Below are 13,039 nucleotides of genomic sequence, written 5' to 3' on the forward strand. Positions count from 1 at the left end.
ATTCCTCCTTAATTTGTTTGAATTTTCAGCCACTTATCTCGGTGAATCACCTCAATAGGGCATTTCGACAATGTATCTGTCCGTTTTCCCATGGCAGAGATAAGCTCTTGGGAGGAGTACAGCACTTCGCCACGTCCTAATAAGTCCTTCTCACTATAGACTTCTACAACATCACCATTGACAAAATCACCCTCAACACGATAGACGCCAGCAGGTAATAAGCTTTTGCCATTGTCCATTAAAGCTTGTTCAGCGCCACTATCTATAAAAATTTTACCAGAAACTTCCGTAAGTGCAATCCACTGTTTATGATTTGTTAACACGGCAAGCTCATCATGCTCCACATACGTGCCATCACCATGTCCTGTTAAAATATCAACGAGCTTCTGTGCACCATGACCTGTTCCAATAAATACCTTCACTCCTGCACGGAGCGCTGTTCGTGCTGCCAGTAGCTTAGAGGCCATGCCACCCGTGCCAACTTTTGACCCTGTACCATCTGCAAAGCTTAACAGCTCATCCGTAATGGCTGTTAACCGATCAATGCGCTCTGCCTCTGGATTTTTATTGGGATTGGCATTATAAAGGCCATTGATATCAGTTAAAATGATGAGCTGATCTGCATGGACAAGCCCACTTACGAGTGCGGACAGCATATCATTATCACCAAAGGTTAACTCACTAATAGACACAGTATCATTCTCATTAATAATCGGTAGCATTGATCGTTCTAACAATTCCTCGAAAGTGGCATAGGCGTTTTTATAGCATTCTTTTTTAGAAAAATCCGTGCGTGTCAGTAAAATCTGGGCAGGCATGATATCGTAAATACTAAATAAAGCACTATACGTTTGAATGAGTAGGCTCTGCCCTACAGCAGCAGCTGCCTGCTTTCCTTTCACCGTCACAGGACGAGCAGGGTAGCCAAGTTGTTTAAAGCCCGCCGCTACGGCACCTGACGAGACAAGTAAAACTTCATGTCCCAGTTTCTTCAATTCAGCGATTGCCTGTACATGGTCCATTAAGCGAACTTTATCGATTTCACCTTTTGCGTTCGTTAAAGAGCTACTGCCAATTTTAACAACGATCCTTTTTCTCTCCATTTCACTACCTCCATCATTACTGAATCAAAAAAAGCCTTCTCATCCTAAAAATTAGGACGAAAAGACTTGCCTTCCGTGGTACCACCTACATTGAATATCATGCGACATTCCACTTTTCTCATAACGCTAGAGACTGCGCCTAGTTTGGCTAGGACGATTCACGAAGTAGGTTTCATCAGTCTTTCTTGTACAATGCCTTGCAGCCGATGGGCATCGCTCTCTTTTCAAGCAGTGGCTAATTACTGGTCTTCGTTCGTTTTCTCATCTATTGACTAAAGGATGCACTACTTCTATTAGTCTGTCAAGCTGAATGGATAAATTACTTGAAAGTTTTGATAAATTAAGAAAGGGATGCACTAAAATGATGAAGAGGCAACCTAATCGATTATTTAAACCACCAAATCGCGATGAAAAGGGGAAGCATAGCCAACACAATGACAAAGAAGCTCCAAATGACTTGTTTCCCAGAGGACATATTTTTTGGTTTGATGCTCATTTGTTCATAAAGCTGGTTAATGGCTCGTTGCTCTTTCGCATAAAGCATTGCTTGAAATTCTTCATAATCTTGAATATAGCTAGATGGGGCACGTGGACTGAAGCGTAAATTTCGAATGGAATCCGTAATCTCTTTGTCAGCCATCCAATACGTGATGACAGGGGCTAAACCAGCGTTCTGGGTGGCCTTCACCTCAATGTCATGGGATTTCATTTTATAGTACACCTGTCCATGCTCATCCTCATATTGCGAAACAATATCACTTACTGCCATTATCAATCACCTCTTATGGAAGTTATCTATTTTATCATGAGTTTCTACTATTATAATGGATTAGGGAAGAAAAGTATCGCTTGAACGAGCATAATTTGTGAAACGAAAATTCAAAAAAAGTTTTGGATAAAGTCATAAACTTACATCTAGTGTGAACAACGTCATGTAGTATAATGTAAATAGTTTTTTAAAAGAAGTTGAAGGAAGGGAAAGTTTTGGAAATCTCAACGTTATTTGCGTTTTTAGGGGCTGCGATTATTTTAACCATTATGCCAGGGCCCGATAATTTATTTGTGCTTGCCCAAAGTATTACACAGGATAAAAAAGCGGGTATTGCGACATCACTTGGATTATGCACGGGCCTACTTGTTCATATTAGTGCAGCAGTACTCGGTATTTCTGCGATTATTTATCAATCGACTATTATTTTTTCAATCGTTAAATTTGCAGGAGCAGCGTATTTATTATATTTAGCTTGGCAATCTTTTCGTGCTAAGGGAGACCCTTTTACCTTGCAACAGCAAAATACGCAAGCTTATATTAAATTATATAAAAAAGGAATATTAATGAATATTTTAAATCCTAAAGTATCGTTATTTTTCCTAGCGCTGTTACCACAGTTTGTCAATCCATCGCAAGGACATGTGGCGTTTCAAATGCTTATTTTGGGTATTGTATTTTTAATACAAGCACTTGTATTATTTTCATTGTTTAGTATATTTGCAGGGAAAGTTAGACAAGTCATTATTGGGAAACCTGCGATTGCTAAGCGATTGAATACGGTTCAAGGTATCTTATTTACATTTATTGGAATACAAATTGCTATCAGCAAACAGTAGGGAGGAATGGACATGGCTATTTTACATATTACCTTTAGCTTAGCAACACAGGGTTCTATGAAACTTGCAATTCGTCAACATCGTTTGCAGCGAAATGAATCAGTTCTAAGTGTCCATGACGATCTCTCGATTGGACCTCTTCAAAACTTTGACGAACGTAAAACTTGGTTAGCCACGCATATTTTGGATGAAGATGACCAGCAATTGTACGATGATATGTATGAAAACTGGAAGAAGAAAATCGCCAATTTACCCTGCGATGTGGATGTATGGATTTGGTATAGTCACAACACCCATGAACAAATTGGACTGCGCTATGTAATGAGTGAGTTAATTCATAAATGCAGTATGGTGTATGGCATTGATGCAACAGAGGCAATGAAGAGTATTCAACCCAATATGGACATTCGCCATACAGGAGAACTTTCCTCAGAAATGCTAATGAAGCTCCGCCCTAGTGCCAAACGATTCTCTGTGCAAGAATGTCAGCAACTCGCTAAGGAATGGGCACACATCATAGAACAGCCAGGTACACTACGCCTGTGGAAAAATGAACGATTGCATCATGTAGAGGAAGATGCAATGGATGCCTACATTATCGCCAGTGCAAAAAATTTGCATATACAGCACAATGAAGAGTGGCTAATGCCCACGCATATTTTGGCACAGACATTTGAAACATTTGTCCATTATGTAGGAAATGACTTTGTAGAGTATCGCTTGCTAACGCTCGTTGAACAAGGCGTATTTGCAATGAAAGGCGATACATCGGATATTTTTTCCTATCAGGTTAAATTACTTTAATACATTTAAATGAATGAACAATAAAAAATCAGGCGAACAAAGCCTGATTTTTTATTGTTCCAAATGCAAGAAGTTGTTGGTTCAAGTTGGGGTGTACGGCTATTAATTAAACCGTTTTCATGTTGATAGCACTTTTCATATTCAGCTTTCATCAACAAACTTTGACAAGCCAAGCCATTTTCATGATAAATCTCTTTATCAATACTTAATATTATACTTCTATTTGAGTTGGTATAATGAGGCTCTTTATTAACAATGGATAATTTTTCTTCATCTAGCCATTTCATCGAGAATTGACTTTTTGCCTCTGCATAATAGACGATTTTGTTTGTGTGAGCTTTATTATTTAAAATTTCTACCCATACATGAACACCACCACTTGGACCTGCACCACCATATGGTTCATAATAAGCGTGCGCTGTATATTTTCCTGTAGGAGATGACACAGATTCGGGCACCTTTTGCGTATTTTTTTTATCTAAAGTACTAAACGTAAAAAAATATTGGATATACATAAATATTCCCAAAAACAGGACTAAACCTGTCAATAGTACTGTTAATGTTTTTTTAGGGAAGTTTTTCTGTTTAAAAAAGAAAATCATTAATTTGATAACAAAAATGAACAATACGATCAAGGTAAATAAAAATACAAAAAAACCTAATGTATTAAGTAATAAATTCAAATTATTACCTCCCTAGTATGGTGAAACAGTGCCTTTTAGAAAATAAAGCGAGTAACATGGACATCTAGATGATGTTGTCACTCGCTCTTTCTATTTATTGTCATAAAAATCGAAAACAAATTGTTTAAACTGACGTGCAGATGGTGGTAAATAACGATTTTCTATCCAGGCCATGCCGATAATGCGTTCACATACCATATCCTCAACATGGATTTTAACGATTTTTTTCGGGTTTAAATCCTCATCATCTGGTAGCAAGGAAACGCCAAGCCCCGCACCAACAAATCCAGCGATGGTCGATACTTCGTCACCTTCATAAGAAATTTTAGGCTTTATGCCCGCAGCATTTAATAAGCGATCAGCAGAGCGGCGAAGTGCATAGCCCTTTTTCATTAAGACAAAACTTTCATGCTCCAATTCTTTCATTTTGATGCTTTTACGATCAGCAAGCGGATGGTCAATCGGGACCATTATAAAGAGCTCATCTCGCCATAATTCCTTCCAGCAAACTGGCGGCTCTGTATCAATCGCAGCTAGTAGGCACAGGTCTAACTCACCCGCCAGCAATTGTTTTAACTGTGAATGGGAGTAGTTTTGTGTGAAATGAAAACGGATATGGGGGTGTTTTTGACGGAAAGCGCGAATCAAGTCCGGTACAATACTCGTTCCAAGTGTATGTAAAAAACCGAGTGATACTTCTCCAAGCTCTGGATTATTCAGCTCTTGTAATTCTAAAACAGCCTTTTCATATTCTTTACGCATTCGCTGTACACGATATAAAAACAGTTCTCCATATCGGTTTAGCATAATCGAGCGCCCTTGTCTATCGAAAAGCGGTACACCTAATTCTTCCTCCAGCTTTGAAATTGAACGACTAAGTGCTGGCTGTGAAATCGCTAATGCTTCGGCAGCCCGTGTCATATGCTCTAACTTTGCAACGGTTACAAAATATTCTAATTGTTGCCACTCCATTTTTTCACCTCTTTTCTCGTTATTTTTAAGTTATCTGCATTATAACGGGAAACAGACGGGAAGTATAGGGAGCAAAAAAATTTTAAAAGGACGTTGCAATTATTTAGCAGAATGGAAAAGTTAAGTAGCTGAAAGTGTGATAGTACAGCCGTTAAGTTGACATCATTCATGCACAATACACATTGATTTGATAAAAACTATAAATTGTACATTATGAATAAAGGGTGATAAGATAGACACATAAAATACACAATTATCAATTTCCGTGAAGGGGATATCATAAAATGAAGTTAACAAAGCCACAACCTCTAACAATCGAGGGAGGCAATAAAGCCGTACTATTACTGCATGGATTCACAGGTAGCACAAAAGATGTGAAAAAGCTAGGAGAATTTTTATCTCAACGCGGTTATACTGTGCATGCACCTATCTATAGTGGGCATGGTGTAGAACCAGAAGCATTATTAGAAACAAAACCAGAAGACTGGTGGAACGATGTAGTAGAAGGATATAACTTCCTACAAGAGAAAGGCTATGAAGAAATCGCTGTAGTTGGGATTTCACTTGGTGGCGTCTTTTCATTAAAAGTGGCAGAGACATTCCCTGTAAAAGCATGTGTAGCGATGTGTGCACCGATTACACGTGATAATTCAAAAGGCTTATTCACACGTCTGTACCACTATGCTCGTTTATATAAACACTTTGAAAATAAATCAAAAGATCAAATTATTTCAGAATTACATGAATTACGTATTTCACCAAAAGATTCATTGGATGGCGTAACACGTTTAACAACGGAAACGCGCGAAGAATTATCAACAATCAAAGCACCAACACTTGTGTTACAAGGTTCATTAGATGATGACCTCTACCAAGAAAGTGCACCTTTTATTTTAAATACGGTAGAAACAGATGACAAAGAAATCATTTGGTATGAAAATTCTGGTCACATTATTACATTAGATAAAGAACGCGATAAAGTGTATGAAGATGTTTACAAATTTTTAGATCATATTGAATGGTCAGTTGCAAACTAAGGAGGGGGCTGTCAGTAGGCAGCTCTTTTTTTGTTGAATCTCTCTGGATAAACGAAAAAACTATTGTAATTATAATAAATGCTTGATAACATGATGAAATTGTAGTGAAAAATCATTCGATTAAAATAATTTGCTATAGTTTAAAACTTCTAAGGAGCACATCAATTATGCAACAAAAAATACCTTTTTCAACTTACGCAGTCATTGGAACAATGTTATTTGGACTGTATTTTGGAGCAGGGAACCTCATTTTTCCTATTCAAATGGGTCAATTTGCTGGGACTAATTTTTGGTTTGGATTAATCGGATTTTTAGTGACTGCTATCGGCTTACCATTCCTCGGAATTTTGGCGATTGGCTTATCAGGTAGTAATGGTTTACGAGATCTAGCCAATCGTGTTCATCCTCTATTTGGCATCATCTTTTCATTGGCCTTGTACTTAACAATCGGACCATTCTTTGCCATCCCACGTACAGCAACTGTACCATTTGTAGTAGGGTTTGAGCCATATATTCAAGCACAGCATGCAACACTGCTACTAGCTGTATTTAGCTTTATATTTTTTGCTATTGTCTACTATTTTTCTTTAAATCCAGCGAAAATAATGGATTATATCGGTAAATATTTAACGCCTGCATTTTTAGTTGTTTTATTTATTTTAATTATTACAAGCATTACGAAGCCAATGGGCCATTTCCAGCAGCCAATCGGTGCATATATGGATGCTGCCTTTATGACAGGCTTTAAAGAAGGCTATAATACGATGGACGCCCTTGCCTCACTAGCCTTCGGGATTGTTGTCATTAATGCTATTAAAAGTGCAGGGATTACAGATCGTAAGGAAATTGCCAAGGCTACATGGACATCAGGTATTTTTGCGATGGCTTTAATGACGCTGATTTATGGTCTCATAACATATATGGGCGCTTCCAGTATTAATGCTGTCGGGACTTTTGATAATGGTGGTTTAATCTTTGCGGCAGTGGCCGATCATTATTTCGGCTCATTTGGAGCTATTTTATTGGCGGTCATCATCGTGCTCGCTTGCTTAAAAACAAGTATCGGCTTAATTACATCTTGTAGTGAGTTTTTCCATGAGGTATTTCCAAAAATTAGTTACAAATGGTTTGTGTTTCTGTTGTGTGCTGTATCCTTTACGATTGCGAATTTTGGTTTAAACAATATTATCAAATATGCTATTCCAGTTTTAATGTTCTTATATCCATTAGCAATCGTCCTAATCTTGCTCGCTCTAAGCTCATCCTTCTTTAAGAATAAGCAAACAGTGTATGCCATAGCGATGATATTTACATTTTTCATTAGCCTGATTGACGGCTATAAAGCGCTGGTAGAAAGTGTGCCAGATGCGAAGTTAGGTATATTGGATGCAGTAGAGAAATACTATTCTGCGATGCTACCTTTTTATGATATTGGCTTAGGATGGATACTGCCAGCGTTAATAGGGGCAGTAATTGGAAGCATGATTCCGTCTCGAAAAGTTATATAATGAAAGAAACACGCACAGAAAATGTCTCTGTGCGTGTTTTTTAATGGATTAGTAAGCTGTCCAGCCACCATCCACGGCAATCACTTGTCCATTCACAAAGCTTGCTTCGTCTGAGCCTAGGAAAATAGCTAATTGAGCGATTTCTTCTGGCTGACCAGCACGCGGATTAATGGATAGACCAAGTGCTTGGCGTGCAGCACCCGTTTGACTCATATTTGTCATAGAAGAGGCGATATTGGTCATCACTGCTCCTGGCGCAATACCATTACAGCGAATATTTTTATCCGCATACATAAACGCAGTATTTTTTGTTAAACCAACAACGGCATGTTTGGAAGCTGTATAAGCCGCTCCTGCACGTGCCCCATATAAGCCACCAGCAGAAATATTATTGACAAAGACACCGTGTCCTTGTGCAAGGAAAATTTCTGTTGCCATACGCATAGAACGCATAACGGCTGTTGTATTCACTGCAAATACTTTTTCCCATCGTTCATCAGAAATTTCCCCAACTGGCTCCATACCATCCATAATACCCGCGTTGTTGACTAAAATATCTAATTGACCATAATTCGTTTTCGTTTCATCAAATAAACGTTGTAAGTCTTCTGTTGATGCGACATTTGTTTGAATGGCAAATGCTGTCCCTCCAGCCGCTTGAATACCATCCACAACCCCTTGAGCACCCTCTAAATTTAAGTCTGAAACGACAACCTTAGCGCCTTCTTTTGCATAGCCTTCTGCAATAGCTTTCCCCATACCTGAAGCTGCACCTGTCACAATGGCTACTTTACCTTCTAATCTCATCTCAAAGACCTCCTCATGGTAATTTCATTAGTTATTGAACATCTGTTCATTAAAATCATATAATAAAGTTGAAAGCGATTTCAATATGCAAAAAAACGGGAAGTGTTGAGTATTCAACACTTTTGGACAAACTGTTTAATAAGGAGCTGAAAAAATTGCGTACAACGGATTTACGAATTATTAAAACGAAGCAAGCTCTCCACGATGCCTTATTGACCTTGCTGAGCCAAAAACCTTTGGAGCAAATATCCATTGCAGAAATTTGTAGAGAAGCAAAGGTCAATCGGGGCACGTTCTATTTACACTACGAACAAAAAGAGGGGCTCTTTGAAGAATACTTTCAGGAGATTATGGAGGATTTATATCAATCCTATGAAGAACCCTATCGTGCCGTCACCACCCTGGACACCAATCAATTAGATCCCAATACAATCCGTATTTTTCATCATATTGAACGCTTTAAAATGTTTTACCGGATCGTCTTTTCTAAAAATGTTCCGCTGACCTACTATTACATGCTCTTTGATGGCATTTATTCCTTGCTAAAACGAGATATTACCACACATCGCATGCATCAAATGGAGGATCATATTTCGATTGACTATTATAGCGCCTATCAAGCAAACGCCATCATCGGTCTCATCATCCAATGGTATCGCGGCGATTTCAGCGATAGTGTGACCATGTTAAATCAGCAGCTAGCAGCTATTTTGAAGAATGTGAGAAGTGGGGGATAGCACGCTTGAAGTGAAGGATAGAGTGAGAATCGGTGGATAGAACGCTCGATTTGAAGGATAGAACAGGAAAAGTAGTGGATAGCACGCTTGAAGTGAAGGATAGAGTAAGAAGTAGTGGATAGAACGCTCAAATTGAAGGATAGAACAGGAAAAGTAGAGGATAGCCCGCTTGAAGTGAAGGATAGAGTAAGAAGTAGTGGATAGAACGCCAGAATTGAAGGATAGAACAGAGAAAGTAGCGGATAGCCCGCGCAAATTGAAGGATAAAACAGAAAAAGTAGCGGATAACCCATCCAAAGAGAAGGTCTACATCAACTTGTAGACCTTCTCTTTTCTATCAAATTATCGAACGGGGGCAGGCTTGAATGTGACGATCAACGTAGCAATGGCTAGTGTTACGAAGATGATGATGCCTAAGGAGCTACTGTTTTGCAGGAGATTATCGGTACTACCACCAAAGATGATGGTGTAGTAGCCGTCTGCTCCATAAGTAGCTGGTAGCATAGCAGCGACCTGCTTGTATCCTTCAGATAGCATGGTTTTTGGTACAAGGACGCCTGATGTTACTAATTGGAGTGAGAGGGCACAAATATTAAATACCATCCCTAAATTCCCAAAGGCGATGACAAATACTTGGGCCAAGCTAAGGAAAGCGAGATACATCACAGCTTGAAAGAAATATATCGACAGCAGGCTTTCCTGGCTAGCAATATCAAAAAGGTGCATCAGCCCAATTGTTAGCAATGGCAATGTAAAGGCTACGCCCACATTGAGTAGCTGTCGTGCGAGGAATAATTGCCATTTTGATAGGCTTTCTTGAACGAGCTGTGCTGCTTGCTGGTGTTGCATAATCATGACCATCGCGCCCACAAAGGAGGAGATGATGACCATAAGTGGCACAAAGTTTGCGGCAAATCCTTTCACATCATTGGTTTTAACAATGGTTCCGTCGACGGCATGGGCTTTGACATTCATTACAGTCGTTTTGACAGAAGTGGTAATTTGTTGGGCAGTTTGTTGCTCGAAGGGAAGCTGAGCAAATTGTTGAGCAAAGGCCTCAACTGCTTGATTTTGTTGCATTGGATAAAGGGTTTGATTGATCTCTTCTGTTAATTGCTTTGCTACGCCCTCCATCATATTTTTCGCTACACTTGCATTGGCTTGATTAATCGCATAAATAATTTCTGCCTCTTTCCCTGCTTGTATTTGATTTGTAAAATCAGTGGGAATTTGCATAATCATATTAATTTGACGTTCGTTTAATGCACTCTCTGCTTCCTTCATTGATGAATAGTCCTCCATTGAAAAGGGGATGGAGCCTTTGATGTTCTGTGCTACCTGTTGCCCCATTGCGGTATCTTCCACAACAAGGCCAATGCTTAACTGTTCCGCTCTTTCATTGACACCATCATAGGCAGTCATCCAAATCGTAAAGAAGATTAATTGAAAGGCAATGGTTGCAATAATGCCGATATAGGTTTCACGAACTCGCAATAATGCTTGTAAACCTGTCATATTTTATTCCTCCTAATTAAGTAAGTACTTACTTGCATTGATTAGAAAAATTTTTTCTAGGAAACGAGTCCCCTAGAAAAAATAGCAACACTAGTTTGCAAAAGTTCTTCAGTTGGTAGGTCAGACACGATTGTTCCAAGTTGAGCACGTGACATAAAATGACCAAAGTTCAAAGCAATTAGCGATAACGCTGCTGCTTCAAAATCAACTTCTCTTATTTTTCCTTGCTGATGCATCTCTTGAAAGTAGTGAATGAGCTCCTTTTTGATGAGGAGTGGGAGATTGGCGATTTCCTCACTAATTTCAGGAAACTGAATGGATTCCTTAAAGCCAATCATGACAAAATCTTTAATCGACATTAAAAAATGAAAATGCTTCAATGAGAAATTTAATAAATCCTTTTCTAATTCCCACGTTACATTTTGATTGATCTCCTGCTGTAGAAGAGGATAATAAGAAAATTGCTCAATGATGGCTTTTAATAAACCGCGTTTGTTGCCAAAATGACGGAAAAGAGTGACCTCATTGACACCTGCTAATTCTGCAATGGTTTTGGTAGTTGCAGCTGTATAGCCTTTTTCACTAATCAATTGTAGAGCAGCTTCGATAATTCGTTGTGCAGTTCCTTTCGTTGTCAAAAATATACTTCCTTCCATGCAAGTAATTACTTACATCTTAGCATAGTGTACGATGAACTGCAACATCACAAATGAGCGTTGACAATTATATCGACTGCTGATATATTTTAAATGTATCGACTGACGATATATTGATAGGCGATATAGAGGAGGATTTGAATGACACAGGAGCATCCGCCATTAACAGAAGGCGTTTATTATATTTTATTAGCATTATATGAGGCGAGGCATGGCTATGGCATTATGCAATTGGTGGAGGAAATGAGCAATGGGCGAGTGCGTTTAGGGGCAGGTACCATATATGGCGCAATTAAAACATTGTTGGAACGAGGCTGGATAGAGGCACTCGATGAGGATGGCAGAAAGAAAGAATATATGATTACCGAAACTGGAAAAACAATGGTTGAATATGAAATTTTGAGATTAAGGGAACTTTTTGACAATGGTATCCGTATAACGAGAGGAGTTGAATAATATGCATAAATATCGATTGATGATTAATCCCTATGCAATAGAGAAGTGGGTCAATGACATGGGTTGTCAGGGCTGGCATTTGAAAAAATTCACATGGATTCGCTTTACGTTTGAACGTGGAGAACCAAATAGCTATATTTATCGCCATGATGAATTAGAGCGGTTCGGTACGCACTATGAAGCGGATTATCTCGAATTTCTCAAATCCTCTGGCATTGAGCAAGTAGATCGCTCTGGCAATTTTGTGTTTTTTAGAAAAGCAGCACAGGAAGGTCCATTTGAGCTGTATACAGATAAAAAAACGAAGATTGGTAACCTATCAAAAAAGATGATGATCCTGCTTTCTCTTATTCTTCTTAATTTGTTCTTTGGTCTCATCGGTTTAATTGGTGATTTTTCGGAGCAAACAACAGACTGGGTAGGATTTGCGTTAAATACGCTGAATCTTGTGGTTGTTGTATTATTCGCCCTCCCATTCTATAAGCTTATGCGTATACGTAATCGATTAAAGAGAGAATTAAATGTATTTTCGGATTAACGAAGCGTCTATTATTTTCCGGGAAATCAGAAAATAATGAAAAAGGAAGCGTACTTTATAGTTGGGGTGATGCAAATGAAAAAAAGAGTGTATCGTTTTTTTATGGATTTCGAAAAGGAAGAACGATGGGTCAATGACATGGCAGATCGGGGGTGGAATCTGAAAAAAACAGTCGTAGGTTACTTTGTTTTTGAACAAGGCACACCAGGACAATATATTTATCGGAATGAATTTGTTAATAGAAAATCGAAGGATTATTTTGAGTTTCTAGACGCTATGAATATCGAATGTGTGTCCAAGTTCGGTGGATGGGCCTATTATCGAAAACCAAAATCAGAGGGACCTTTTGAGATATTTACGGATGCTTCCTCGAAAATTAACTATATTAAATCAATGAATCGCATTTTTATCACAGTGTTACTGTTAAATTTAATCATGGGTATTTATAATCTATCGCTAGGTTTACGAGAATCTGCTGTAGGACCTATAAACACGAGTGTAGGGTGTATGAATTTGATCGTAGCCTTACTGCTATTCATTCCTATAGTAAAAAATGAAAATCGTAAAAAAGGCTTGAAACAAGACTTACATATATTTGAAGGATAAGGAGGATGA

At 38.6% G+C, this 13,039-nt stretch carries 15 protein-coding genes; 8 read left to right on the forward strand and 7 right to left on the reverse strand.

Features of this window, described 5'->3' with window-relative positions:
• Window positions 1-8 precede the first annotated feature (8 nt).
• Together proB and JTI58_RS17745 are read right to left on the reverse strand one after the other, a co-directional pair.
• Window positions 9-1,103 carry a glutamate 5-kinase gene (gene proB / locus JTI58_RS17740; RefSeq protein ID WP_205442636.1) on the reverse strand — a complete coding sequence of 365 codons (1,095 nt, stop codon included), beginning with the start codon at window positions 1,101-1,103 and terminating at the stop codon, window positions 9-11.
• Window positions 1,104-1,488: 385 nt separating this feature from the next.
• Window positions 1,489-1,872 carry a sodium:proton antiporter gene (locus tag JTI58_RS17745; protein WP_205442637.1) on the reverse strand — a complete coding sequence of 128 codons (384 nt, stop codon included), beginning with the start codon at window positions 1,870-1,872 and terminating at the stop codon, window positions 1,489-1,491.
• A gap of 215 nt (window positions 1,873-2,087) precedes the next feature.
• Here JTI58_RS17745 and JTI58_RS17750 point away from each other — a divergent pair, with 215 nt between their 5' ends.
• Window positions 2,088-2,711 carry a LysE family translocator gene (locus tag JTI58_RS17750; RefSeq protein WP_205442639.1) on the forward strand — a complete coding sequence of 208 codons (624 nt, stop codon included), beginning with the start codon at window positions 2,088-2,090 and terminating at the stop codon, window positions 2,709-2,711.
• Window positions 2,712-2,723: 12 nt separating this feature from the next.
• On the forward strand, window positions 2,724-3,515 hold the full coding sequence (locus tag JTI58_RS17755) for a DUF1835 domain-containing protein (RefSeq protein ID WP_205442640.1): 792 nt from the start codon (window positions 2,724-2,726) through the stop codon (window positions 3,513-3,515).
• 5 nt (window positions 3,516-3,520) lie between these two features.
• Here the strand turns inward: JTI58_RS17755 and JTI58_RS17760 are convergent, their stop codons facing one another.
• A complete protein-coding gene (locus JTI58_RS17760) occupies window positions 3,521-4,198 on the reverse strand; it encodes a DUF5412 family protein (RefSeq protein ID WP_243456104.1) in 678 nt (225 codons plus the stop codon).
• Between the two features lie 90 nt (window positions 4,199-4,288).
• Window positions 4,289-5,170 (reverse strand): LysR family transcriptional regulator, encoded by an 882-nt coding sequence (locus JTI58_RS17765; RefSeq protein ID WP_205442642.1) that lies wholly within the window; start codon window positions 5,168-5,170, stop codon window positions 4,289-4,291.
• Between the two features lie 284 nt (window positions 5,171-5,454).
• Between JTI58_RS17765 and JTI58_RS17770 the strand changes: the two genes are divergently transcribed.
• Together JTI58_RS17770 and brnQ are read left to right on the forward strand one after the other, a co-directional pair.
• On the forward strand, window positions 5,455-6,207 hold the full coding sequence (locus JTI58_RS17770) for an alpha/beta hydrolase (RefSeq protein ID WP_004229542.1): 753 nt from the start codon (window positions 5,455-5,457) through the stop codon (window positions 6,205-6,207).
• A 167-nt stretch (window positions 6,208-6,374) separates the two neighbouring features.
• Window positions 6,375-7,715, forward strand: coding sequence for a branched-chain amino acid transport system II carrier protein (brnQ, locus tag JTI58_RS17775; RefSeq protein WP_205442643.1), 1,341 nt, complete (start codon window positions 6,375-6,377; stop codon window positions 7,713-7,715).
• A 48-nt stretch (window positions 7,716-7,763) separates the two neighbouring features.
• Here the strand turns inward: brnQ and JTI58_RS17780 are convergent, their stop codons facing one another.
• Window positions 7,764-8,522: an SDR family oxidoreductase gene (locus JTI58_RS17780; RefSeq protein ID WP_205442646.1), complete on the reverse strand. Its 759-nt coding sequence runs from the start codon at window positions 8,520-8,522 to the stop codon at window positions 7,764-7,766.
• Between the two features lie 155 nt (window positions 8,523-8,677).
• On the opposite strand from JTI58_RS17780, the gene JTI58_RS17785 reads away from it, so the two are divergent.
• Window positions 8,678-9,259 carry a TetR/AcrR family transcriptional regulator gene (locus JTI58_RS17785; protein ID WP_205442648.1) on the forward strand — a complete coding sequence of 194 codons (582 nt, stop codon included), beginning with the start codon at window positions 8,678-8,680 and terminating at the stop codon, window positions 9,257-9,259.
• 342 nt (window positions 9,260-9,601) lie between these two features.
• Here the strand turns inward: JTI58_RS17785 and JTI58_RS17790 are convergent, their stop codons facing one another.
• Both JTI58_RS17790 and JTI58_RS17795 read right to left on the reverse strand, forming a co-directional pair.
• Window positions 9,602-10,774, reverse strand: coding sequence for a YhgE/Pip domain-containing protein (locus JTI58_RS17790; RefSeq protein ID WP_205442649.1), 1,173 nt, complete (start codon window positions 10,772-10,774; stop codon window positions 9,602-9,604).
• Between the two features lie 56 nt (window positions 10,775-10,830).
• Complete coding sequence (locus JTI58_RS17795; RefSeq protein WP_205442651.1) at window positions 10,831-11,430, reverse strand: TetR/AcrR family transcriptional regulator; 600 nt, start codon at window positions 11,428-11,430, stop codon at window positions 10,831-10,833.
• Window positions 11,431-11,571: 141 nt separating this feature from the next.
• On the opposite strand from JTI58_RS17795, the gene JTI58_RS17800 reads away from it, so the two are divergent.
• The 3 genes from JTI58_RS17800 to JTI58_RS17810 all read left to right on the forward strand — a co-directional run bounded on the left by JTI58_RS17800 (window position 11,572) and on the right by JTI58_RS17810 (window position 13,030).
• Entirely contained in the window at window positions 11,572-11,886 is a 315-nt protein-coding gene (locus tag JTI58_RS17800) for a PadR family transcriptional regulator (RefSeq protein ID WP_205442652.1), read from the forward strand.
• 1 nt (window position 11,887) lies between these two features.
• A complete protein-coding gene (locus tag JTI58_RS17805; protein ID WP_205442653.1) occupies window positions 11,888-12,424 on the forward strand; it encodes a DUF2812 domain-containing protein in 537 nt (178 codons plus the stop codon).
• A 75-nt stretch (window positions 12,425-12,499) separates the two neighbouring features.
• Window positions 12,500-13,030: a DUF2812 domain-containing protein gene (locus tag JTI58_RS17810; protein WP_205442655.1), complete on the forward strand. Its 531-nt coding sequence runs from the start codon at window positions 12,500-12,502 to the stop codon at window positions 13,028-13,030.
• The last annotated feature ends 9 nt before the right edge of the window (window positions 13,031-13,039 follow it).

Origin of the sequence: Lysinibacillus fusiformis, assembly GCF_016925635.1 — a bacterium.
In the GTDB taxonomy this organism is placed as follows: domain Bacteria; phylum Bacillota; class Bacilli; order Bacillales_A; family Planococcaceae; genus Lysinibacillus; species Lysinibacillus fusiformis_F.

Coding starts and splice junctions, on each gene's coding strand:
- proB (WP_205442636.1), bottom strand. CDS start 1,103: ATGGAGAGAAAAAGGATCGTTGTTAAAATTGGCAGTAGCTCTTTAACG.
- JTI58_RS17745 (WP_205442637.1), bottom strand. CDS start 1,872: ATGGCAGTAAGTGATATTGTTTCGCAATATGAGGATGAGCATGGACAG.
- JTI58_RS17755 (WP_205442640.1), top strand. CDS start 2,724: ATGGCTATTTTACATATTACCTTTAGCTTAGCAACACAGGGTTCTATG.
- JTI58_RS17765 (WP_205442642.1), bottom strand. CDS start 5,170: ATGGAGTGGCAACAATTAGAATATTTTGTAACCGTTGCAAAGTTAGAG.
- JTI58_RS17770 (WP_004229542.1), top strand. CDS start 5,455: ATGAAGTTAACAAAGCCACAACCTCTAACAATCGAGGGAGGCAATAAA.
- brnQ (WP_205442643.1), top strand. CDS start 6,375: ATGCAACAAAAAATACCTTTTTCAACTTACGCAGTCATTGGAACAATG.
- JTI58_RS17780 (WP_205442646.1), bottom strand. CDS start 8,522: ATGAGATTAGAAGGTAAAGTAGCCATTGTGACAGGTGCAGCTTCAGGT.
- JTI58_RS17790 (WP_205442649.1), bottom strand. CDS start 10,774: ATGACAGGTTTACAAGCATTATTGCGAGTTCGTGAAACCTATATCGGC.
- JTI58_RS17795 (WP_205442651.1), bottom strand. CDS start 11,430: ATGGAAGGAAGTATATTTTTGACAACGAAAGGAACTGCACAACGAATT.
- JTI58_RS17800 (WP_205442652.1), top strand. CDS start 11,572: ATGACACAGGAGCATCCGCCATTAACAGAAGGCGTTTATTATATTTTA.
- JTI58_RS17805 (WP_205442653.1), top strand. CDS start 11,888: ATGCATAAATATCGATTGATGATTAATCCCTATGCAATAGAGAAGTGG.
- JTI58_RS17810 (WP_205442655.1), top strand. CDS start 12,500: ATGAAAAAAAGAGTGTATCGTTTTTTTATGGATTTCGAAAAGGAAGAA.